The organism is Flavobacterium anhuiense (genome assembly GCF_004151235.1).
In the GTDB taxonomy this organism is placed as follows: Bacteria; Bacteroidota; Bacteroidia; order Flavobacteriales; family Flavobacteriaceae; genus Flavobacterium; species Flavobacterium anhuiense_A.
Map to the genome: position 1 here is coordinate 1 of NZ_JUIV01000012.1, position 21,655 is coordinate 21,655.

22 protein-coding genes are annotated in these 21,655 nt (G+C 32.5%); 10 read left to right on the top strand and 12 right to left on the bottom strand.

Translation table 11 applies throughout. The features are described 5' to 3' along the window. Window positions 1-84 (top strand): IS3 family transposase (locus NU08_RS22575; protein ID WP_129748004.1); only part of this gene is annotated, 84 nt, incomplete at its 5' end. A 98-nt stretch (window positions 85-182) separates the two neighbouring features. Further along, the gene (locus NU08_RS14470; RefSeq protein ID WP_129747888.1) at window positions 183-1,142 is read left to right on the top strand and encodes a quinone oxidoreductase family protein; all 960 of its coding nucleotides are present in this window, start codon (window positions 183-185) and stop codon (window positions 1,140-1,142) included. Between the two features lie 87 nt (window positions 1,143-1,229). On the opposite strand, the gene NU08_RS14475 is transcribed toward NU08_RS14470, so the two are convergent. The 4 genes from NU08_RS14475 to NU08_RS14490 all read right to left on the bottom strand — a co-directional run bounded on the left by NU08_RS14475 (window position 1,230) and on the right by NU08_RS14490 (window position 5,472). Continuing rightward, window positions 1,230-2,315, bottom strand: coding sequence for a hypothetical protein (locus NU08_RS14475; RefSeq protein ID WP_129747889.1), 1,086 nt, complete (start codon window positions 2,313-2,315; stop codon window positions 1,230-1,232). Window positions 2,316-2,338: 23 nt separating this feature from the next. Then, window positions 2,339-3,040: an SMI1/KNR4 family protein gene (locus NU08_RS14480; RefSeq protein ID WP_129747890.1), complete on the bottom strand. Its 702-nt coding sequence runs from the start codon at window positions 3,038-3,040 to the stop codon at window positions 2,339-2,341. A 109-nt stretch (window positions 3,041-3,149) separates the two neighbouring features. After that, window positions 3,150-3,848 (bottom strand): SMI1/KNR4 family protein, encoded by a 699-nt coding sequence (locus tag NU08_RS14485; RefSeq protein ID WP_129747891.1) that lies wholly within the window; start codon window positions 3,846-3,848, stop codon window positions 3,150-3,152. A gap of 64 nt (window positions 3,849-3,912) precedes the next feature. Further along, window positions 3,913-5,472 carry an NAD(P)/FAD-dependent oxidoreductase gene (locus tag NU08_RS14490; protein ID WP_129747892.1) on the bottom strand — a complete coding sequence of 520 codons (1,560 nt, stop codon included), beginning with the start codon at window positions 5,470-5,472 and terminating at the stop codon, window positions 3,913-3,915. A 279-nt stretch (window positions 5,473-5,751) separates the two neighbouring features. On the opposite strand from NU08_RS14490, the gene NU08_RS14495 reads away from it, so the two are divergent. Further along, window positions 5,752-5,991: a hypothetical protein gene (locus NU08_RS14495; RefSeq protein ID WP_129747893.1), complete on the top strand. Its 240-nt coding sequence runs from the start codon at window positions 5,752-5,754 to the stop codon at window positions 5,989-5,991. A gap of 140 nt (window positions 5,992-6,131) precedes the next feature. Here NU08_RS14495 and recQ read toward each other — a convergent pair whose 3' ends face one another. Beyond that, complete coding sequence (recQ, locus tag NU08_RS14500) at window positions 6,132-8,327, bottom strand: DNA helicase RecQ (RefSeq protein WP_129747894.1); 2,196 nt, start codon at window positions 8,325-8,327, stop codon at window positions 6,132-6,134. Window positions 8,328-8,413: 86 nt separating this feature from the next. Between recQ and NU08_RS14505 the strand changes: the two genes are divergently transcribed. The 5 genes from NU08_RS14505 (at window position 8,414) to NU08_RS14525 (ending at window position 11,667) form a co-directional block, all read left to right on the top strand. Further along, window positions 8,414-9,379: an SIS domain-containing protein gene (locus tag NU08_RS14505; RefSeq protein ID WP_165352458.1), complete on the top strand. Its 966-nt coding sequence runs from the start codon at window positions 8,414-8,416 to the stop codon at window positions 9,377-9,379. Then, window positions 9,379-10,194 (top strand): twin-arginine translocase subunit TatC, encoded by an 816-nt coding sequence (gene tatC / locus NU08_RS14510; protein ID WP_129747895.1) that lies wholly within the window; start codon window positions 9,379-9,381, stop codon window positions 10,192-10,194. Before NU08_RS14505 ends, tatC begins: the two co-directional genes overlap by 1 nt. Beyond that, complete coding sequence (locus tag NU08_RS14515; RefSeq protein WP_129747896.1) at window positions 10,187-10,537, top strand: carboxymuconolactone decarboxylase family protein; 351 nt, start codon at window positions 10,187-10,189, stop codon at window positions 10,535-10,537. Before tatC ends, NU08_RS14515 begins: the two co-directional genes overlap by 8 nt. 90 nt (window positions 10,538-10,627) lie before the next feature. Further along, entirely contained in the window at window positions 10,628-11,368 is a 741-nt protein-coding gene (gene lptB / locus NU08_RS14520; protein ID WP_008464443.1) for an LPS export ABC transporter ATP-binding protein, read from the top strand. Between the two features lie 77 nt (window positions 11,369-11,445). Then, a complete protein-coding gene (locus NU08_RS14525) occupies window positions 11,446-11,667 on the top strand; it encodes a DUF5808 domain-containing protein (protein WP_129747897.1) in 222 nt (73 codons plus the stop codon). Between the two features lie 148 nt (window positions 11,668-11,815). On the opposite strand, the gene NU08_RS14530 is transcribed toward NU08_RS14525, so the two are convergent. Then, a complete protein-coding gene (locus NU08_RS14530) occupies window positions 11,816-12,670 on the bottom strand; it encodes a glycoside hydrolase family 25 protein (protein WP_111364310.1) in 855 nt (284 codons plus the stop codon). Between the two features lie 9 nt (window positions 12,671-12,679). Further along, the gene (locus NU08_RS14535) at window positions 12,680-13,390 is read right to left on the bottom strand and encodes a CDP-alcohol phosphatidyltransferase family protein (RefSeq protein ID WP_129747898.1); all 711 of its coding nucleotides are present in this window, start codon (window positions 13,388-13,390) and stop codon (window positions 12,680-12,682) included. Between the two features lie 276 nt (window positions 13,391-13,666). Between NU08_RS14535 and NU08_RS14540 the strand changes: the two genes are divergently transcribed. Together NU08_RS14540 and NU08_RS14545 are read left to right on the top strand one after the other, a co-directional pair. Continuing rightward, window positions 13,667-14,650, top strand: a complete 984-nt coding sequence (locus tag NU08_RS14540; protein ID WP_129748006.1) for a PorV/PorQ family protein — start codon at window positions 13,667-13,669, stop codon at window positions 14,648-14,650. A 33-nt stretch (window positions 14,651-14,683) separates the two neighbouring features. Next, complete coding sequence (locus NU08_RS14545; RefSeq protein WP_129747899.1) at window positions 14,684-15,820, top strand: DUF4105 domain-containing protein; 1,137 nt, start codon at window positions 14,684-14,686, stop codon at window positions 15,818-15,820. Between the two features lie 3 nt (window positions 15,821-15,823). On the opposite strand, the gene NU08_RS14550 is transcribed toward NU08_RS14545, so the two are convergent. The 5 genes from NU08_RS14550 to NU08_RS14570 all read right to left on the bottom strand — a co-directional run bounded on the left by NU08_RS14550 (window position 15,824) and on the right by NU08_RS14570 (window position 21,650). Then, complete coding sequence (locus tag NU08_RS14550; protein ID WP_129747900.1) at window positions 15,824-17,218, bottom strand: sugar transferase; 1,395 nt, start codon at window positions 17,216-17,218, stop codon at window positions 15,824-15,826. 64 nt (window positions 17,219-17,282) lie between these two features. Next, window positions 17,283-18,623 (bottom strand): O-antigen ligase family protein, encoded by a 1,341-nt coding sequence (locus tag NU08_RS14555; RefSeq protein WP_129747901.1) that lies wholly within the window; start codon window positions 18,621-18,623, stop codon window positions 17,283-17,285. A gap of 10 nt (window positions 18,624-18,633) precedes the next feature. After that, entirely contained in the window at window positions 18,634-19,722 is a 1,089-nt protein-coding gene (locus NU08_RS14560) for a glycosyltransferase (protein WP_129747902.1), read from the bottom strand. Next, window positions 19,719-20,837: a glycosyltransferase family 4 protein gene (locus NU08_RS14565; protein ID WP_129747903.1), complete on the bottom strand. Its 1,119-nt coding sequence runs from the start codon at window positions 20,835-20,837 to the stop codon at window positions 19,719-19,721. The genes NU08_RS14560 and NU08_RS14565 overlap by 4 nt, the downstream gene beginning before the upstream one ends. A gap of 15 nt (window positions 20,838-20,852) precedes the next feature. Beyond that, the gene (locus NU08_RS14570) at window positions 20,853-21,650 is read right to left on the bottom strand and encodes a hypothetical protein (protein ID WP_129747904.1); all 798 of its coding nucleotides are present in this window, start codon (window positions 21,648-21,650) and stop codon (window positions 20,853-20,855) included. Between the last annotated feature and the right edge of the window lie 5 nt (window positions 21,651-21,655).

Sequence of the window (21,655 nt, forward strand, 5' to 3'; positions counted from 1 at the left end):
ACCTATTACAATAACGAAAGAATTAAATCAAATTTAAACAAAATGAGCCCGATAAAATATCGAGCTCATTATTATCAAACTTAATTTTAAATTTGTCTAAACTTTTGGGTGCAGTCTAAAATAATTTGAGGCTTTTTCTTTTGATTTTTCACGAACTTTGCTTTCTTAAAATATTAAAAAAAATGAAAGCACTTACCTTTTCTTCTTTTGGAGAATCAGATGTTTTAGAATATATAGAAATCCCTAATCCGCAATTAAAACAAGACGAAATTTTAGTCGAGATGAAAGCCATCGGATTAAACTTTGCAGATGTTTACCGTCGAAAAGGAAATTATCATTTAAAAGGAAATCCTCCTTTTATTGCCGGTTATGAAGGCGCTGGAATTGTAGTCGATGCCAACAATCATCCAGAATATAAAGTTGGCGATCGTGTAGCTTTTGCCGATGCTCCATTTGCCAATGCAGAATTGGTTGCCGTTAACGTAAATCATATTATCCCATTATCAGAAAAAATCTCTTTTGAAACTGCAGCTTCTGTTTTGCTTCAGGGTTTAACAGCACATTATCTTGCAACAGACAGCCATAAAACCATTCAAGGAGAAACGGTTCTAATACACGCAGTTGCTGGTGGAGTCGGACAGATTTTAACTCAAATCAGTAAGCTTCTTGGCGCAACAGCTATTGGTTTAACCTCATCTGCTAAAAAAGCCAAAATCGGTTTTGAGCAAGGTGCAGATCATGTTTTTCTTTATAATGAAGATTGGAAATCACAAGTTTTTAAAGTAGTTCCAAATGGTGTTGATGTTGTCTATGACAGTATCGGTAGCACTTTAATGGAAAGTTTTGAAGTCACTAAAGAATGCGGACAAGTTGTTTTCTTCGGAATGGCGGGTGGCGATCCAGCACCTGTAGATCCGAGAATGTTAATGGACGGTTCTAAAACTTTAACGGGTGGTGATTTATGGAGTTACTTAAATTCTAAAGAAGAAAGAATCAAAAGAGCAACTCAATTATTCGATTGGATCACCGAAGGAAAAATAAAACTTTCAGAACCAACTTCATTTAAATTATCAGAAGGAAAACTGGCACATGATTTTTTAGAAAGCAGAAAAAGTACAGGAAAAATTATTTTGATACCGTAAAATGTTTTCGCCACGAATTCTCGAATTTTATTTTTTTAAATCTATGCGTATAGTTTTTAAATAAATTCGGGAATTCGTGGCTATCTATTACAACTGAGCAACTTCAATTTTTGTAATTTCTGATAATTCTAGAATTCTTTCTACTTCATCTTTATTTGCCAAAAAAAACAAATAATTGTCTCCATAAGTTTCATAAGTCAATAACTCCAGATTTGATTTTTCCAATTCAGATTGAATGTACGGAAATAGATCATGACTATACGTTTCTTCTGGATAATCAAATTTGAAATCTTCACCAAGCATTTCAGAAATGAAATATTCGGCATCTTCTGGATCAAATTTCCAATCGCTATGCCACGTATTTATTTCGTCAAAAAAAGCAAAATGATCTTCTGTGGTTTCGTAATACGTTTTAGTTTCAGCGTTGAAACTTTCAAAAAGCTTCTCTGAATATTTTTTCACATAATTATCTTCGATGTTATTTCTCGAAACCAATTTGACAAACTCTTCAAAATCTTCTACAGCTGCCTTGTCATCTAGCAGCAGATTTTCTGAAGACGAAAGCTCAACATCAGAAGGAATTTCAATATTGAAGTATTGACAAATGGCTTGCAAAACTTTTTTTAAATCTTTAATTCCTATTTCCTGAGTTTCATTCTGAGGGTTCTTAAAATCAAGATATTCTGAATCCAGCAAACCTTTTACATAATCAGAAAAATGATTGCTAGAATATAACATTCTAAAATCGTTTACTTCTAAACTATTGGTACAGCAAAAGAAAATCATGAAATTATTAATCACACTTGTAAAATGCTTTTTCATTTCCTGACTTGGTCGCGAATAAAACTGAATATGAATAAAATCATATTGTAAATCATCTTGCATCGCTTCTTCTGACAAGCCTCCAATATTCAGTTTTTTATAAAGTTCGTTCAGAACTTCATACGCATTATTAAATCCCGCTTTTTTAACTTCTGCTTTTCCTTCTTCGTGATCTAATGAGGAAGGAACAGAATATAAATTTACAGTAACTGTGTCATGAATTCCTTTTACTTTGAATTCTATACTATTCGATTCATGATGCAAATGACTATAGATCGGATCAATAACATCAAAAGAAATAATTGATTTTGGATCGTTATTTCTATTAAATAAATTGGAGAAAAAGCCCATGGGAAATATTTTATATTAAAAAATTAATCGTTTGAATACTTAAAACTCTGATTCATTTTATCAAAAGGAATTACTTCATTGACAATCGATTCTAATTCAAAATCCGTCAATAATCCTCTCGCCGATTCTACAATTTTTGGCGAAACATGTATTTCATAATCAATAATATCTCGTTTTAAAATAGCTGATAAAATTGCATTTTGCTGCTCAGTAAGATACTTTTTGTGCGATTTAAAAACAGATTCGATATCATCTCTAAATTCCTCATCAGTAAGTTCATTGTAAACATCTTGTTTAGACATATCAATCAATAAAACTTTGAAGATAAAATCCTGAAGATTTTTTGCCAGGTAATTCACTTCATTAGAATCGTGCCAGACAAAAACGATCGGCACATCTCCATTATTTTCTTCGTTTAAAAAGAAACAATAATGATCGCCACCGCCACTTTTGGCAAACGGAATAAATTTAAATTCTGGATTGATATTTCGATAATCCTCAGGATCTCTAAGCTCTTCTATTTCTTCGGCAACCGATTTCAAATTCAGCGATTCAAAATCATACGAATGCAAAAGCAAAGGCGGATTATCTTTTAACGTTGGATAAACTTCTGTATACCAATTTGGTCCATATTCTCCAACGTCCAACATACCGTCAGCATCTAATTGTTTGTATAAAAGCGGGAAATTGAATCCGTATTTTGTTTCTATTTCTTGTATTGTCATCTTTGGGGCAAATTCTATTACAATCAAACCACTAAGATAACAATCTTTTTACTACTCAAAAATCCTAAGGTCAATTATTTCAAGGATTCAGCGATGATAAAGATGTTTTTTAATCTGTAGAATACTCAAAACTAGTATTCATTTTATCGAAAGGAATAATTTCATTAATTATTTTTTTCATTTCTATATCGGTCAATAACCCTCTTGCGTTTTCATTGCCATAAGAAAATGAAATTTCATAATCTATAATTTCACGTCTTAATATATTTTGCAAAATATCTTGTTCTTTATCTGTTAAATATTTTGCGTGAGATTTAAGTACATTCACAAGATTATTTCTGAATTCTTCATCATTAACCTTATTAAAAGTATCTTGCTGAGACATATCTTGCAAAATCATTCTAAAAATAAAATCCTGAAGATTTTTAGCCATATACTCTGCTTCGTTATCATCATGATAAAGAAAAACTACAGGTAATTCACCTATATTCTCTTTATTCAAAAAGAAGCAATAATAATCTCCAGCTGCATTGTGTGCAAACGGTATGAATCTAAATTCCTCATTTATGTTTCTATAATTATCAGGATCCATAAGTTCTTCGATTTCTTGAGAAACTGATTTTAAATCCATTAGCTCAAAATCATAAGAATGCAAAAGTAGAGGCGGATTGTCTTTTAATTTTGGATAAATCTCAAAATACCAATTAGGACTAAATTCTCCCCAATCTAGCATTCCGTCTACATATAACTGCTTATACAAAGAAGGATACTCAAATCCATATTTCTTCTCAATTTCTTGCGGTGTCATTCTATTATATTTTAAAAGTAAAAAACTATACAAATATAAAAATTTTACTACAAAATAAAATTGATTATTTCAAGGATTCCGCAATCATTAAGGCACATTTTTCGCCATCAATTGCTGCAGAAATAATTCCGCCCGCATAACCTGCACCTTCTCCGCAAGGATATAACCCTTTGATTTGCAAATGTTCTAAGGTCATAGGGTCTCTCGGAATTCTAACTGGTGATGAAGTTCTACTTTCTGGTGCGTGCAAAATAGCTTCGTTAGTTAAATAGCCTCGCATTGATTTTCCGAACTCTTGAAATCCCTGACGCATAATCTGAGTCAAAAATCCTGGAAAAACCTGTCCCAATTCTACCGAAGTTGTTCCTGGCACGTATGAAGTTTTCGGAATATCTGCTGAAACTTTACTCTTAGTGAAATCAATCATTCTTTGAGCTGGAACTTTTTGGGTTTCTCCAGCCAAATGCCAAGCTTTTTGTTCGATGCTTTTTTGAAATTCCATTCCAGCCAAAGCTCCAAATTTCGCGAAAGGTTTAAAATCTTCCAATTTCAATTCAACTACAATTCCAGAATTTGCTGTTGCCTGATCACGCTTAGATGGAGACCAACCGTTTGTAACCACTTCTCCCGGACTTGTGGCGCATGGCGCAATTACACCTCCAGGACACATACAGAATGAATACATTCCACGTCCGTTAACTTGTTTTACAATAGAATATGGCGCTGGTGGCAAATGTTCTCCACGGAAATCACAGCTGTATTGAATACTGTCTATTAATTCCTGCGAATGTTCTGCACGAACTCCCAAAGCAAAAGGTTTTGCCTCAATTAAAATTTTCTTTTTGTCTAATAATTCAAAAATATCACGCGCCGAATGTCCCGTTGCCAAGATTAATTTATTGGCGTGAATTTTATCTCCGTTTTGCGTTACGATTCCTTCAACTTCATTATTTTTTACCAAAATATCGCTTACACGGGTTTCAAACAAAACCTGACCGCCAAACTCTCTGATTTTATTTCTAATATCTTCAATGATTTTAGGCAATTTATTGGTTCCAATATGTGGATGCGCTTCTACCAAAATATCTTCAGAAGCTCCAAAAGCGACTAAAAGTTCTAGAATTCGAGTTACATCGCCGCGTTTTTTAGAACGGGTATATAATTTTCCGTCAGAATACGTTCCTGCTCCTCCTTCGCCAAAACAATAATTAGAATCTTCGTTTACAATATGTTCGCGGTTTATCGCTTTCAAGTCACGACGACGACCTCGAACATCTTTTCCGCGTTCTAAAACAATTGGCTTCAAACCTAATTCAATTAATTGCAATGCCGCAAAAAGTCCAGCCGGACCTGCTCCAACAACAATAACTTCTTGTGCATTGGACACATCCTTATATATAGGAAGTTCAATTTTAGTTTCCTGAAAAGGTTCACCTTTTAAATAAATAAGAACTTTCAAATTGATTTTAATCGCTTTCTGACGTGCATCAATAGAGCGTTTTAAAATTGAAACATGCTGAATTTCTTGAGCAGAAACTTTAATCTGCTTAGACAAATGGTCTTTTAGCAGTAATTCGTTTGCAGCAATTTCGGGTGTAACTTGAAGTAAAAGTTCTTTAGGCATTTTGTCTTATTTATTCTATTAGCTTTTCTTTCTATGAAAAGAACATGCAAAAGTACTATTTTGAAATGAGATTTTATCTTTGCTTTAAAATTTCACGCAGATTTACGCAGATATAAGCAGATTTATATTTTTTTTTTAGCCACAGATTATTTGGATTAAAAAGATTTCTTGAAAAACAGTTTTAAAAAACTTAGAATCTTAGCGTCTCAGAAACCTAAGAACCTTAAAAAAAACCTTTGTACCTTTGCAACTCAGAACCTTTGCACCTAATAAAAAAAAATGTCTAGAAAAATAAAACTAATCTGGGATTTCCGAGGGCCTGCATCAGCTAAAACTGCTGAACACCACGAAATTCATTTAAAAGAATATATTGCAATCGAAAAATTACCTCTAAATATTACAGGTTTTAAAATTATAGACGAAATGTATGCCATAGCTTTTATGGTCGTAACTGACGAAAATATGATTCAAGTAAGAGATGCTTTGAAACCACATCGAGGGGAATTATATACTGAATAAAATTCTAATATTTTAAATTCCAAATTCCAAAACTGAAATACTTAAAAAATGAAATTCCAAATTCCAAAACTATTGAAGCTCGGAATTTGGAATTTTTATTTTGAATATTCCCAAAAAGGGTTGAAATTTGGAATTTAACTTTAGTTCGCTACTTCGCTGATAAACTTAATACGCATTAAACGAAGTTCATCAATATCATAATCGCCATCAAATTCTTTTAGTGCGTCTTCGATTTTATCAGATTCCGATTCCATGAAATAATCGTGAATTTCTTCCTGCTGATCGTCATCTAAAATATCGTCTAACCAATATTTGATGTTCAGTTTTGTTCCAGAATAAACAATCTGTTCCATTTCTTTAATCAAAGCATCCATCGTTAAACCTTTCGCGGAAGCGATATCACTTAGCGGAAGTTTTCTATCGATATTCTGAATGATGTATAATTTGTTGGCAGAATTTACCCCTGTAGATTTTACCACTAAATCGTCTGGGCGAATAATATCGTTGTCCTCAACATATCGACTGATTAGGGCAACAAATTCACTTCCATATTTTTTCGCTTTTCCTTCACCAACACCGTGAATATTATATAATTCTTGAATTGTTATCGGATATTTTAAAGCCATATCTTCGATCGAAGGATCTTGGAAAACTACGAATGGAGGAACTCCCAATTTCTTAGCCACTTTTTTACGAAGCTCACGAAGCATTCCTGTTAAAACTTCATCTGCTGTTCCAGAAGATTTACCTCCTGTTACAATAGTTTCATCATCGGCTTCGGTGTATTCATGATCTTCAGACATCATAAACGAAACTGGCTTTTTAATAAAATCTAAACCTTCCTTTGTAATTTTTATTACGCCATAAGTCTCAATGTCTTTTGATAAAAGTCCTGTTACCAAAACTTGTCTCAACAATGCCATCCAATATTTTTCGTCGTGGTCTGAACCAGAACCAAAATAAGGTTGTGCATCTGTTTTGTGCGCTTTAATAACCGCATTGATACGGCCAATTAAAGTAAATACAATTTCTTTTGATTTGTAAATATGTTTAGTATCGCGAACAATTTCTAGCAATTTAACTACTTGATCTTTGGCTTCAACTTTATGTTTCGGGTTACGAACATTGTCGTCCATATCTGCCCCTTCACCTGTTTCGCTGTCAAATTCTTCACCGAAATAATGAAGAAGGAATTTTCTACGCGACATCGAAGTTTCGGCGTATGCCACCACTTCCTGCAAAAGTGCAAAACCAATTTCTTGTTCGGCAACTGGTTTTCCAGACATAAATTTCTCTAGCTTTTCTACATCTTTATAAGAGTAATACGCTAGACAATGTCCTTCCCCACCGTCACGTCCTGCTCGACCGGTTTCTTGGTAATAACTTTCAAGTGATTTTGGAATGTCGTGGTGAATTACAAAACGAACGTCTGGTTTATCGATCCCCATTCCGAAAGCTATTGTTGCTACAACGACATCGACATCTTCCATCAAGAACATATCTTGATGTTTGGCCCGCGTTTTAGCATCTAAACCTGCATGATAAGGAACAGCACTGATTCCGTTTACTTGTAAAACTTCGGCAATCGATTCTACTTTTTTACGGCTTAAGCAGTAAATAATTCCAGATTTACCTTTATGCTGTTTGATAAATCGAATAATATCCGACTCAATGTTTTTTGTTTTCGTACGAACTTCATAGTACAAGTTCGGTCTGTTGAACGATGCTTTAAAAGTATTGGCATCGGCCATGTCAAGGTTTTTCAGAATATCTTCCTGAACCTTTGGTGTTGCGGTTGCGGTAAGTCCTATAATTGGTACTTTACCCAGCTGCTTAATTATATTTCGCAGATTTCTATACTCTGGTCTAAAATCATGCCCCCATTCCGAGATACAGTGTGCCTCATCAATGGCAACAAAAGAAATGGGCACGCTTTGTAAAAAAGCTACATATTCTTCTTTTGTTAATGATTCTGGGGCTACATACAAAAGTTTGGTCAATCCAGATGTAATATCTTTTTTAACCTGAGCAATTTCTGTTTTGGTTAGAGAGGAGTTTAATACATGTGCAATTCCATTTTCAGACGAAAGACTTCGAATTGCATCAACCTGATTTTTCATCAAAGCAATTAATGGAGAAACAACAATTGCTGTTCCTTCTTGAATTAAAGCCGGTAATTGGTAGCAAAGAGACTTTCCTCCACCGGTCGGCATAATTACGAATGTATTTTTCTCGTCTAAAATGCTCGTAATGACTTGCTCTTGCAAGCCTTTAAATTGGCTAAAGCCGAAATACTTCTTTAATTCTTTATGTATTTCAATTTCATTTGAATTCATTCTCTATATTAATGGTATTTTGTATAAATTTGCAACACATAAAGATACAACTTTCTTTTATACATACAAATTTTAAATATTCTGTTTTGATCACAAAAGAAAATATATTGGCGATCGCCAAGAAAACAATACTCTCTGAAAGTGAAGCAATTACAAAACTAATTGATTTTTTGGACGAAAATTTTTACGAAGCTGTCCAACGCATATACGAATCTAAAGGACGTCTAATCGTTACAGGAATTGGAAAAAGCGCCATTATTGCTCAAAAAATGGTGGCTACTTTTAACTCAACTGGAACTCCTTCTATGTTTTTGCACGCTGCAGAAGCTATTCACGGTGATTTAGGAATGATACAAAACGATGACGTTATTATTTGTATTTCTAAAAGCGGGAATAGTCCAGAGATTAAAGTCCTTGTACCTTTATTAAAAAGATTCGGAAATACTTTGATTGCCATTACAGGAAACACAACTTCATTTTTGGCAAAAGGTTCTGATTTGGTTTTAAATACAACTGTCGACACAGAAGCCTGCCCTATCAATTTAGCTCCTACAAATAGTACAACCGCGCAACTTGTAATGGGTGATGCCTTAGCAGTTTGTTTAATGGAAATGCGTGATTTTAAACCAGAAGATTTTGCGGTTTATCATCCGGGAGGTGCTTTAGGCAAAAAATTATTGCTTCGTGTAAAAGACATGATCGAGCATTCATTAAAACCGGCTGTAACTCCAGAAACTTCTATTAAAAAAGCGATTTTTGAAATCTCTGAAAAAAGATTGGGAGTTACTGCAGTAATTGAAGACAATAAAATTGTTGGAATTATTACCGATGGAGACATCCGAAGAATGCTAAACGACGTAGATACTATTGCAGATTTAACCGCAAAAGATATTATGTCTAAAAATCCAAAAGTAGTTTCGTCTGAAACTATGGCTGTTGATGCTTTAAATATTTTAGAAGACTTTTCTATCACGCAATTAATCGTTGCGGATAACGGAGAATATAAAGGAGTTTTACATTTACATGACATTTTAAAAGAAGGAATCGTATAATGGCAAAGAAAAATCTTGGCGAGATGTCATTTTTGGATCATCTTGAAGAATTAAGATGGTTATTGGTTAGAAGTACACTTGCAACAATCATAATGGCAATTGTGACTTATTTTATTAGTGATTATTTATTTGATCAAATTATTTTAGGTCCAATTAGACCAACATTTTTTACTTATGTATGGTTTTGCGACTTATCTCATTCATTAGGATTTGCAGACAGCATCTGTATTACAGAGCTGAATTTCATTATTCAAAATACCGAAATGGAAGGTCAGGTCAATATTTTTGTCTGGATGTGTCTTTTGGCAGGTTTTATTTTGAGTTTCCCTTATATTTTATGGGAAATCTGGAAATTTATTAGCCCGGCTCTTTATGAGAAAGAAAGAAAAAATGCGAAATTATTCATCTTTGTTTCTTCATTGCTTTTCTTTTTAGGAGTATTATTTGGATATTTTGTTGTAATTCCGATGTCGGTAAACTTCGTTGCAACATTCTCCGTGAGTGATGTAGTAAAGAACCAATTCACCCTGGAATCTTATATGGGAATGGTTAAAACGAGTATTCTCGGAAGCGCCATCTTTTTTGAACTCCCAATCGCTATCTATTTCTTAACAAAATTAGGATTAGTAACTCCTGAATTCTTAAGAAAGTATTGGAAATATGCTGTTGTATTGATTTTGATTATCGCTGCAATTGTAACGCCACCTGACGTTGTGAGCCAGACTATTGTTGCAATTCCGATGTTGATTATCTACGAAGTCAGCATTCTTATTTCGAAGATTGTTTATAAAAATAAATTAAAAGAAAATGTCTGATATAGTTCAAGAATTTAACGACTATCGTTCTAGAATGAACGAAAAACTGCTTGCTGACAACAACAAAATTGTAAAGCGAATTTTTAATCTTGACACCAATGCGTATGCAGAAGGCGCTCTTGATGTAAAAACAAAAGAGCTTTTAGGCTTGGTAGCATCTACAGTTTTAAGATGTGACGACTGTGTAAAATACCATTTGGAAACTAGCTATAAAGAAGGTGTTTCTAAAGAAGAAATGATGGAAGCAATGGGAATTGCCACTCTTGTTGGCGGAACAATTGTTATTCCTCATTTAAGAAGAGCTTACGAATTCTGGGAAGCGCTTGAAGAGAACGGGAAATAAATAATTGTTAATACGTTTAACTGTTGAATCGTTTATTTGTTAATTTGCAACGAATAAACGATTTATCGATTAAACGATTAAACTTAAAAAATGAAATTAAGAGCCGATAATTTAATCAAAACCTATAAAGGACGAAGCGTTGTAAAAGGAATTTCTGTTGAAGTAAATCAAGGAGAAATTGTAGGGCTTTTGGGGCCAAATGGAGCTGGAAAAACAACATCATTCTATATGATTGTAGGATTGGTAAAACCAAATCAAGGGAATATTTTTCTTGATGATTTAAATATTACCGACTATCCGATGTACAAACGTGCTCAGCAGGGAATTGGTTATTTGGCACAAGAAGCTTCTGTTTTTAGAAAATTAAGTATTGAAGACAATATCTTGAGCGTTTTACAATTGACAAAACTTTCTAAAGAAGCTCAAATTGCTAAAATGGAAAGTCTAATTGAAGAATTCAGTTTAGAGCATATTCGCACCAACCGAGGCGATTTGCTTTCTGGAGGTGAGCGTCGTCGTACAGAAATTGCCCGTGCATTGGCAACCGATCCCAAATTTATTTTGTTGGATGAGCCTTTTGCAGGAGTTGACCCTGTTGCGGTAGAAGATATTCAGCGAATTGTAGCGCAATTGAAAAATAAAAACATCGGAATCTTAATTACCGATCACAACGTTCAAGAAACTTTAGCGATTACCGATAAAACATACTTAATGTTTGAAGGAGGAATTCTAAAAGCTGGAGTTCCAGAAGAATTGGTAGAAGACGAAATGGTTCGTCGTGTTTATCTTGGACAAAACTTCGAGCTTCGTAAAAAGAAACTTGAGTTTTAAGAAAGTATATATGAATGGTAAAAAGGAATTTCTTTTTACCATTTTTTTTTAACATAAGATTCTTAAAAAAGTTACAAATGAAATCAGAAAAACCAACTCAGGAAGATTACGATAATTGGCACAAAGATCCAAAGAATTGGTATTTCTTCAATACCTGTTATTATAATCCTAAAGACAAAAGATTACTTCCTCCTAAAAAGATTCAATGGATGGGTTATACAATAAATTTTGCCAATCCATATTCTGTAATGCTTTTATTGCCTTTTGTAATAATTGTTATTTTGGTTTTATTGAAATAACCTAAAAAAGTATTCAGTGTTCAGATTTTTAGTAATCAGTTCATAAAAATAATCACGAATCAGTTTTTTAGTATTCAGTTTTGGGCTGAAACTAAAAAACTGTTTTTTTTTTTAAACTGAACACTGAAAATCTGAACACTGAACACTATTATTCAACCGTAATAAAGTGCAATTGCTCTAAATCGCCATTGTAGATATTAACATCAACGCGATGTTTGATTCCTGGCAGAGAAGCTTTTTCTGTAAACTGCCAAAACAGCCAATCATCTTCAATTTTTTCTCTGTAGAAATTATAATTGGCAATCCAGAACAAATAATCTCCGAATTCTTCTTTTAAAAAATCAGAATAATATCTTTCTCCTGAATAAATTATAGGACGAACTTGATAATGTTTTTCGACTTTATTCAACCAACGCTTTAAACCCTTTTTCAAACTGTCCAAAGGCTGATTTTTTGGTAATTTTTCGATATCTAAAACTGGAGGAAGATCTCCTTTTTGCAGTTTTACTGTTTTAATGAAAAGATCTGCCTGCTCAATAGAATTTTCGTTTGGGCGATAATAATGATAAGCGCCACGCATGATTTTGTTTTCTTTTGCACCTTCCCAATTTCTTTTAAACTGTCTATCAACACGATCATTTCCTGCTGTTGCACGGATAAAAACAAATTGCACAGGATATTTTTCGTCTAAGATTTCAACTTCTTCCCAATCTACTTTTCCTTGAAATTCTGATACGTCAATTCCAATTACTTTTCCTTTATGATTTTCGAGAACTCGAATATTTCGAACATCAGAAAGATGTTTGTCAACCTCATCTTCATCTAAAACCTTTTCTGTTTTAAAACCTAAATAATAAGCAAGTCCTTTGCGATAATGATAAATTATCCCAATGAATAAAAGTCCGAAAAAAATCAATAAAAGTCCTCGAAAAAGTCTGCTTAGAAAAGATCTTCCAGCTGGTTTTCTTGAATATGTTTTACGATAAGTCGTTTTTCTTGCCATTAAACAGAATTACTTTTTCAAAAAAAGATTATTAATGATCGACAACAATACATAAAAAGCAATAATCAATGGAATTGCTATATATTGAAGGAAAACAATCATTAACACAGAAATAATCAAAAACACAATTTGAAGTGCATTTTCTTTAAAACTGAATTTTTTAATTTTTAAAGCAAACAACGGAATTTCAGCATTTAAAATATACGCGCTGCATAAAGTTATAATCAATAATACCCATTGATTAGTTAAGATTTCTAAAATCATCAAAGAATCTGAAAATGAAATTACCAAAGGAAGGCTTAAAATAAACAAAGCATTTGCAGGTGTAGGCAATCCGATGAAAGAATCGGTTTGGCGTGTATCGATATTAAAATTAGCCAAACGATAGCAAGATCCTAAAGTAATGATAAATCCTAAAAACGGAATTGCAGGATGTGTTCCAAATTCGTGCGCGCTGTTAGTAAACATGCTATACATCACATATCCTGGCGTTACTCCGCTTGTTACCATATCTGCCAAAGAATCCAACTGTAATCCAAGCGGACTTGAAACTTTAAATAATCTGGCAAAAAAACCATCGAAGAAATCAAAAAAGATTCCTAAGCAAACCATATAAAAAGCCATTAAATAATTATTCTGGGAAACATAAACGATTGCGACACAGCCGCAGAAAAGATTAATTAATGTAATTAGATTTGGGATATGCTTTTTAATATTCATAGCTTAAAAATTTGATAATGGCAGAGAACAAATTTAGTATAATAACTCGATGCAAAACGAGTTTTTTCGAGAGTTTTTTAATTCGAAGCGCGACTTTGGGAATATTTAAGCAAAGGAACTTATTAGATGAGTAAAATATTATATTTTTGATAAAAATTTTAAAACAGGCCTCGATCTGCAAAAACATATACGTTGAAGAAATATTTAGTGTTTTTATTCTTTTGGAGTTGTACTTTTCAGTATGCGCAAACCGTTCGAAAATATTCGAATGAATTTATGAATATTGGAGTCGATGCCGCTGCTCTTGGAATGGCGAGCGCCGTAACTGCTTCTTCAAATGATGTAAATGCCGTTTACTGGAATCCCGCAGGTTTGACGCATCTCGAAGATCATCAAATTGCTCTGATGCACGCCAGCTATTTTGCAAATATTGCCCAATACGATTACATAGGTTACGCAAGTCCAATTGACGACAGAAGCGCGTGGGGAATTTCGATGATTCGTTTTGGAGTTGACGATATCATGGACACAACGCAATTAATCGATAATCAAGGAAATATAGATTACAATAGAATTAGCCTATTTTCTACGGCAGATTATGGTTTTACTTTTTCTTATGCCAGAAAACTGCCTGTTGACGGATTTCAATATGGTGTAAACGCAAAAGTAATTCGAAGAGTGATTGGAAAATTTGCCAATTCTTGGGGTTTTGGATTTGATATTGGTCTTCAATTTGAAAGAAATGATTGGAAGTTTGGTTTAATGCTTCGTGACATCACTACAACTTACAACGTCTGGAATATTGATGAGGAAGAATATAAAAAAATCGCCGATGCAATTCCAGGAGAAAATAATACTTTGCCTGAAAGTACAGAGATAACATTGCCTAAAGCACAATTGGGAGTTTCTAAAAGATTTGATTTCCATAACGACTGCAGTCTTGTAACTTCTGCCAATTTAAATATGCGATTTGAGCAGACAAACGATATTATTTCATCAAAAGCCATAAGTATAGACCCAGCTCTAGGGTTTGAGTTTGGTTATACAGATTTGGTTTTCGTACGCGCTGGTGCAGGAAACTTTCAGAATGTAACGCAGCTGGATAATACTGAAAAAGTAAATTTCCAACCTAACATTGGTTTAGGATTTAGATATAAAGGCATACAAATTGATTACGCTTTGACCGATTTAGGAAATCAAAGTACTGCTTTGTATTCGAATATTTTTTCGCTGAAAGTAGATTTGGGTATCTTTAGATAATTAGAAATCATAAAACATTTAAAATTTTAAATCATGAAAACTGTCATGTTCAAAAAAGCACTTTTTATTTTATTATTCTTAGCAAGTTTTATTGGTTTCAGCCAGAGTTTAGCTTTATCTAAAGACGCTAAAATAAGCATTTTGACTTGCGGTCTTGGAAATGAAACGTATTCCTACTTTGGACATACGGGAATTAGAGTTTCTGATCCAGGAAACAATTTTGATGTTGTTTACAATTATGGAACTTTTGATTTTAGAACCCAAAATTTTGTTTTAAAATTCGCAAAAGGAGATTTGCAGTATTTTGCAACCGTGCACTCGTATGCCGATTTTTTCAATGAATATACTTACGAGAAAAGAAGCATTTATGAGCAAGAATTATTGATTTCTCAAGACTTAAAGCAAAAACTTTTCAATCAGTTAAATGCTGTTTTAGATTCTGAAGAGCGCTATTATACTTATAAATTTATTGACAAGAACTGCACTTCGATGGTTGTTGATGTAGTGAATAAAACTTTAGGCGGAAATGTAATTGTCAAAAAAGAAAATACAGACAAAACCTATCGTTCTATCCTATTTCCTTATTTTGATGGCCATTTTTACGATCAATTGGGCACCAGCATTATTTTCGGAACCAAAGTTGATCAAATGGGAACTAGAATTTTTCTTCCTTTTGAGTTGAAAAACAGTTTAGACAAAACTACTTTCCAGAATAAACCTCTTGTAGCCAAAAGCAAAACTTTATTAGAGTTTACAAAAGAAACACCGAAATCATGGTGGAATAATATCTATACGTATCTCTTTATTTTGCTTTTTGTAATCTTTGCCAGAAGCAAAACAGTCGATAAAATCTATTTTCTGATTCTATCTTTAATTGGAATATTCTTCGTTATAATGGGATTTTATTCATTCCACCAAGAACTGGCGATGAATTATAACGTATTGCTTTTTAGTCCGCTTTTATTGATTTTAGTTTTGTTTTCAATTTTCAAAAACAAACTATGGACTTATAGATTTTCGTTAATCAACTTTGTGCTTTTAGTGATTTACTTTTTGTTTTTAATAAACAAAGCACATTTCTTTATCACTTTACCGTTGATCATTACAAGTGGAGTGGTTTTAGTGCGAACCGCAATTCGCAACAAAAAACCAATTCCGATTATAATCTAAAATTTATTGACCCCTGTAGAATAAAACCGTCGTAATGGTTTTAAAAGTAATACTCAAATCTAGGAATATACCTCTATGTTTGATGTAATATAAATCATACTGAAGTTTAACCAAACTTTCGTCGATTGATTCTCCATAAGAATAATTAACCTGCGCCCATCCAGTAAGTCCAGGTTTAATTACGTGACGCGTTTCATAAAAAGGCATTACAGCGGCAATTTCTTCAACAAAAAATGGTCGCTCTGGCCTAGGGCCAATTACGCCCATATCTCCTTTTAAAACATTAATAAATTGTGGAAGTTCGTCTATTCTAGACTTTCGCATAAATTTACCAAACGGAGTGACTCTTTTGTCATTATGAGTTGCAAAAACAGCTCCATTTGCTTCTGAATTCTCGGTCATAGTTCTAAACTTATAAATCTTGAAAACTACTCCATTTTTCCCCACTCTTTCTTGAGTGTAAAAAAGGCTTCCTTTATTGGCAAATAGATTACAGAGAAAGATTATCGGAATAAAAAACAGACTGATTAAAAGCCCCAGAATAGAAAACATGAGTTCGATAAGACGAACCAAAGACAAGTACAGTTTATTACTATTACTTCTGCTAAAAGGGAAAAATCTATAAAAATCTCTTTCTATATGGTGAACAGGAATTCGCTGTGTTTTGCTTTCGTAAACTTGTGTGTATTCGCGTATGATATATCCTTTTTCTAATAAATGAAGCAGCTGCTGATATAGATCGGAAGTGATACCATCTGTTTTCTGAGAAGCAATTACAATTTCTGAGACATTGTGTGTAGATACGAAACGTTCTAAATCTTCTTTCTTTATTTCGCTTACATAATGAAAATCTAAATTTTCATCTGCAACAGAATCGGAATTAACAAAACCAACAATTTTGTAATGCGGATCTACATTTTCTAATCCTAAAACTAATTCTCCAACTTCACTTTGATCGCAAATCAAAACAACATTTTGCGAAAATCGATGAGAGGCTAAAAAATAGCAATAAAACAAACGCCAAAGCAGTAATGTAATTAGTATTGTAAAATAAAATATTACAATTACTAATCTTTGTTTGGGAAGTACGGGAGAGAGAACTGGCGTAAATAAATAAGCCAAAACGGTAGCTGTTGCAGTAAAAACGACATTCTGCAGAATCTGAAGATGATTGCTTGCTACTTGCAAATTATAGATTTCGAATATTACGCCAAAAGCATAAAGGTAGCCGATTAATAAAAGTATACTAAACGAACTATTTATATCAAAGGCGAAATAATAGTAATCAAAGATTGCGCTTAATAGATATAAAGCAAATAAAATAAAAACAGCATCGAAAGTAAGGAGCAATATCCTCCTCTCCGAGATTTCGAAATGCATTTTCTTTTTTGATAACATCTCTTGTAGGTTTTAATTTGGTTAGGGCAAGGCAAATGTATCGCAAAAAAATATAACTAATCTATTAATTTTCTGTTTCTTCGGGAATTTTTATTTGAACTGAAAGAAGGCATAATGCATATACAAATGCAGGGGCAGCTGTTCTCATTGCTGCGTGGTTAATAGTTAAGAGCCAGAAAAAATAAAATGAAAAAAAATATAAATGCTGCCTATTATTAATATATAGGATAAATGGAGTAATAAACAATATTAAAAATGCAAGGATTCCCATTAATCCATGTTCAGAAAAAAGTCTAGTTATCTCATTATGTGAAGCAATTGCTATTCCAAGTTGTTTCTCTCTTTTCTCTTTACTAAGTCCCACGCCTACTCCAAAAATGGGATTCTCTAAAAAAAGTGTAATATCAGCATCCATTATTTCTTCTCTACCTCCTAACCGATCTTTCTTTTCTCTTCCGCGTGCATCTTTATTAGCATACCTTTTCTCTATAAGTCCTCTTGTTTGAAAAGAACTATACCCCCAGATGCCAATTCCTAAAGCTATTGTTAAAACAAAAACTATAGTAAATTTACTTCTACCTTTGGCGTTTGAAAAATAATACAACAAAAATAAAAGACAAATAATCATTATCACACCAGTAATGATTCCTCCTCTAGAAAAGGTCACAATCCCTCTATAACTTAAGAAAACCAACAGTCCTCCATTTATTAATAATTCTATTTTAGATTTGGAAAACAGAATTGCTTGCGCAAAGAAAACAAACATTCCTAATCCCAATATTGTAGACACTTGATTTGGTCCAAAACCACCAGATGTTTCAAAATTTGATTGAGTTCCCGTTACAACATCTTGTATATTCGGAGTATAAAGAAACAAATATACTGTTGTAGAAATAATAGGAAATCCCATAATTACTAATAACTTTTGAATACTCTCGAAAGTAATTTTTCTCCCAAATGTATATATCGAGCATATTCCCAAACATATTGGTCCTGACAAATTAAAAAATAAAACTTTTTTAACATCTGTTCCTGCATCCTGATAATTGGTAGTAATAAGAATAGAAGGAACCAAGAGCACGAAAAAAAACAAATAAATTAATGCGCTTTTTGAGAAATTACTATATATCATACCAAGGAGCATAAAACCAATAACACAAAATTTTGCGTATTCATTATTAAAATTCCCTCCTGTCATCCGAAGAAAGACCTCTGCACCTACTAGATATGCGCTAACAAAAAGTACTTCATTACTTCTGTTTTTGTTTTTAATGATTACCATCATACCTATTAAAACAATTAATAACGCGTATATTTTTGAAAAAAAAGGAATAACAAAAATAATTAATGCTAATAATGCATGAAAAACGATTATGGCTAAATAACTAAGTTTTTTGTTTTTCATTATAAAATATTTACTTTGTAATAGTAGTTAAAGATTTTAACCATATTAAGTACTCTTTTAAAATTGATTTTTCACCAAAATTTTCATTTACATAAAAATTCAATTGGTTTCCTAATGATTTACGGACATGTTGATTCTCAATCAATATTTGAATTGAATCTACAAATTGACTTAAATTATTTGAATCAATTACCAAACCTTCTTTAGATGAGGGAACGACTTTGGAAATTTCACCAACATCGGTTACCACAACCGGTAATTTAGCTAATCCATACTCTAAAACGGCCAAGGGGAGTCCTTCCGAAAGAGAAGTTAAAACTGCTATTTCACTTTGTTTTAATAATTGCTGGATGTTGTTTACTGCTCCATAAAAAAATACATTTTCAGAAAGCCTTTTTTCTTTAACCAGTTCTAATAGATTAGCACTATAGGAATCATTAAAATCTTTTCCTACTAAATGAAATGTCCACTCTGGAAATTTTTTATGAATTTCCTTTGCACCATTAATCAATAACTCATGATTCTTTTGAGGGCGTAAATTTGCAACACAGATTATTCTTTGGCCATCTTTTCCTTTTAACTGAAAACTATCAAAAAAAACAGTTGGTTTGATTATAAAGTTTGGGAAATAAATAAGGTTTTTACAATTCAGATAATCTTGAGCCCATTTTTGTAGAGAATCGTTTACAGAAATAATTCCTAAAAAGAGAAAAGATGAAAATTTTAATATCAAGCTTTTTCGTAATGAAAGATCTTGTGAAATTCCATAATGATCATGCCAGATTATTTTAATCCATGGCATTGTAATTTTTACTAAAACTGCAATAAAAAAAGAAGAACTATGTGCATGAATAAAATCAACTTTATTTTTTTTTAGATAATTTCTTAATCTAAAAATTGCGCTTAAATCTATAGTAGATTTTTTTTTTAAGAATAAATATGTGACTTTTTCGTCCAAATGCTCTAAAAGTAAACCTTCATTTCTTGTCGAAATTAATCCTGAAAATTCAATTTTTCTAGCAAGTGAATTTGCATAATTTACAGCCATACGTTCGGCACCTCCAACCTCTAAAGAATCTATAATCTGTACAATTCTCATTTTATCAGCAATTTTTCAATTTCTTTTTCAAAAACATCTGTAGTAAAATTGCGTGACCATTCCATCGCTTTTTGGCTTTTTTCCGAAAAAATATTTTGGTTTACTATTAATTTCTCTATCTGTTCTATGTCCTTATTCAAATCCATTTCAAGCAAAATCCCACGTTTACCATAATCCAGCATATATGGCACACATGAAACTTTTGTAACAATTGGAATACATCCCCAAAACATTCCCTCTGCGATGGCTTTTGGCCAACCTTCACTTTTTGAAGGTAGAATTACAAAGTGACTTTTTTGGTAAGATGCTTTTAAAGTTTCTTTATTCTGATTTCCTTTTAAAACGACATACTTCTTCAATTTATTCATCAGCATATAATTTTCTAGAGAATTTCTTTCTTCCCCCTCACCGTACAAATCCAATGTTACATTATATCCATTGTTTATTAATGCCTCAATTAACTTAACAGCATACAATGGTTTTTTTCCAGCCACTAGACTTCCAACAAAAATAAACTTTATTCCGTTCTTAAAATCAGCTTTTTCAACGCTCACTTTCTCATATTCCGAATAAGTAGCTGTAAAAAATGACTTTATATTCTTTGATTGATTTTCCCAGTTTCCATACACTAAAACCTGCATATTTCTTGTTAGAAATGTATTACTAAGAATCCATTTTTGTAAACGATAGCTCCAAGACTGTTTACTTTTAAAATCCCAATTCCCTGCATATTTAGCTGTTTTAGTTTTGCTTGGAAAAAGGATCTGAATGATACATCCCATTAGCCCCATATTTCCGGGACATCTCAGATGAATATGGTCAGCTTCTTTCATTGCCCAAAAGATCTTCCAAAAAATAGATGGCAACTTTAAGATGGTTAAAAAAACATCTCCCACACTTGTTAAATTAAAGCTTAAAACCTTTTTAAAGCTAATACTTGAATGAATGTAGGAAAGATCTATGGCAGTCGGGTTCCCTTCCGATAAAGGAGCAACTACTATAATTTCATCTGCATATTTCAGCCAAATGTTCATCTCACGAACATATGGTCCGTAACCGAAATATTTATTATTTTTTTTTAAATGCCTAACATGGCTAATTATGACAAACTTCATTTATATCTAGAAAAACTAATCTAAATGTTTTGACTTAAAAGTCATAAAATTAGATTGATTATTAATTTTCATCTCTTTAAGATATAAGCTTCTAAGAAATTCACTCACGATTTTTTTATTTTCCACTCCTTTTATACTTTTTCCAATAATAGCAGTTTTGTTGTAATATTGATCGCCTCCTTCTCCCATATCAAACCCATAAACTTCAAGCGGTTTATTTGCCTTAAAAGCCAAAACAGAAGCAATTAGTAGCATGTTAAAGCCAGAATTAATGCTTTTATATGTAAAATCAAATTCTTTTTGAAGAGTCAAAACGAGTTCTGCATTAAGTGATTCGGAATTTTTACAATAGTTAAAATTAGTGATTAAAAATTCTCTCTTTGAGCGAGATTTATTAATTATATAATTATAAACTTTTTTAAATGAAATATAATTAGTCTGCGAATTATTATTAAAAATCCAAAAGATTGTTCCTTTCCATTTTTCAGTTCCTTTAAAAGATTTCAAATATTTAACCAGATAAAAATTATCATGTACTACATAAATATGTGGTTTTAAGTCCACAATATTTATAGAATCGTTACAACAAAAATAAAGAGTCTCATCATCTAAATTTAATTTTGTTGCACTTGGTCCACTCGCAACAACAGTAATTTTTTTATATTGCTCGATTTGGAAGTAATCACAAATAGAAGTTAAGGAATCGTAATTATCATATTCGCTCTTTCTTTTGATAACCGAACTTGTGTAAGGTTTAACAATATGATAAAAATAAATATAATTTCTCTTCCGAAACAGTGAGAATAAATTCATAAATA

What these genes read in the sequence shown, in the direction of transcription:
- NU08_RS14490 (WP_129747892.1), bottom strand. Translation starts at nt 5,472, where the DNA reads ATGCCTAAAGAACTTTTACTTCAAGTTACACCCGAAATTGCTGCAAAC.
- NU08_RS14540 (WP_129748006.1), top strand. Translation starts at nt 13,667, where the DNA reads ATGAATATTGGAGTCGATGCCGCTGCTCTTGGAATGGCGAGCGCCGTA.
- tatC (WP_129747895.1), top strand. Translation starts at nt 9,379, where the DNA reads ATGGCAAAGAAAAATCTTGGCGAGATGTCATTTTTGGATCATCTTGAA.
- NU08_RS14535 (WP_129747898.1), bottom strand. Translation starts at nt 13,390, where the DNA reads ATGAATATTAAAAAGCATATCCCAAATCTAATTACATTAATTAATCTT.
- NU08_RS14515 (WP_129747896.1), top strand. Translation starts at nt 10,187, where the DNA reads ATGTCTGATATAGTTCAAGAATTTAACGACTATCGTTCTAGAATGAAC.
- NU08_RS14480 (WP_129747890.1), bottom strand. Translation starts at nt 3,040, where the DNA reads ATGACAATACAAGAAATAGAAACAAAATACGGATTCAATTTCCCGCTT.
- NU08_RS14565 (WP_129747903.1), bottom strand. Translation starts at nt 20,837, where the DNA reads ATGAAGTTTGTCATAATTAGCCATGTTAGGCATTTAAAAAAAAATAAT.
- lptB (WP_008464443.1), top strand. Translation starts at nt 10,628, where the DNA reads ATGAAATTAAGAGCCGATAATTTAATCAAAACCTATAAAGGACGAAGC.
- NU08_RS14495 (WP_129747893.1), top strand. Translation starts at nt 5,752, where the DNA reads ATGTCTAGAAAAATAAAACTAATCTGGGATTTCCGAGGGCCTGCATCA.
- NU08_RS14530 (WP_111364310.1), bottom strand. Translation starts at nt 12,670, where the DNA reads ATGGCAAGAAAAACGACTTATCGTAAAACATATTCAAGAAAACCAGCT.
- NU08_RS14550 (WP_129747900.1), bottom strand. Translation starts at nt 17,218, where the DNA reads ATGTTATCAAAAAAGAAAATGCATTTCGAAATCTCGGAGAGGAGGATA.
- NU08_RS14525 (WP_129747897.1), top strand. Translation starts at nt 11,446, where the DNA reads ATGAAATCAGAAAAACCAACTCAGGAAGATTACGATAATTGGCACAAA.
- NU08_RS14570 (WP_129747904.1), bottom strand. Translation starts at nt 21,650, where the DNA reads ATGAATTTATTCTCACTGTTTCGGAAGAGAAATTATATTTATTTTTAT.
- NU08_RS14560 (WP_129747902.1), bottom strand. Translation starts at nt 19,722, where the DNA reads ATGAGAATTGTACAGATTATAGATTCTTTAGAGGTTGGAGGTGCCGAA.
- NU08_RS14485 (WP_129747891.1), bottom strand. Translation starts at nt 3,848, where the DNA reads ATGACACCGCAAGAAATTGAGAAGAAATATGGATTTGAGTATCCTTCT.
- NU08_RS14475 (WP_129747889.1), bottom strand. Translation starts at nt 2,315, where the DNA reads ATGGGCTTTTTCTCCAATTTATTTAATAGAAATAACGATCCAAAATCA.
- NU08_RS14555 (WP_129747901.1), bottom strand. Translation starts at nt 18,623, where the DNA reads ATGAAAAACAAAAAACTTAGTTATTTAGCCATAATCGTTTTTCATGCA.
- NU08_RS14470 (WP_129747888.1), top strand. Translation starts at nt 183, where the DNA reads ATGAAAGCACTTACCTTTTCTTCTTTTGGAGAATCAGATGTTTTAGAA.
- recQ (WP_129747894.1), bottom strand. Translation starts at nt 8,327, where the DNA reads ATGAATTCAAATGAAATTGAAATACATAAAGAATTAAAGAAGTATTTC.
- NU08_RS14545 (WP_129747899.1), top strand. Translation starts at nt 14,684, where the DNA reads ATGAAAACTGTCATGTTCAAAAAAGCACTTTTTATTTTATTATTCTTA.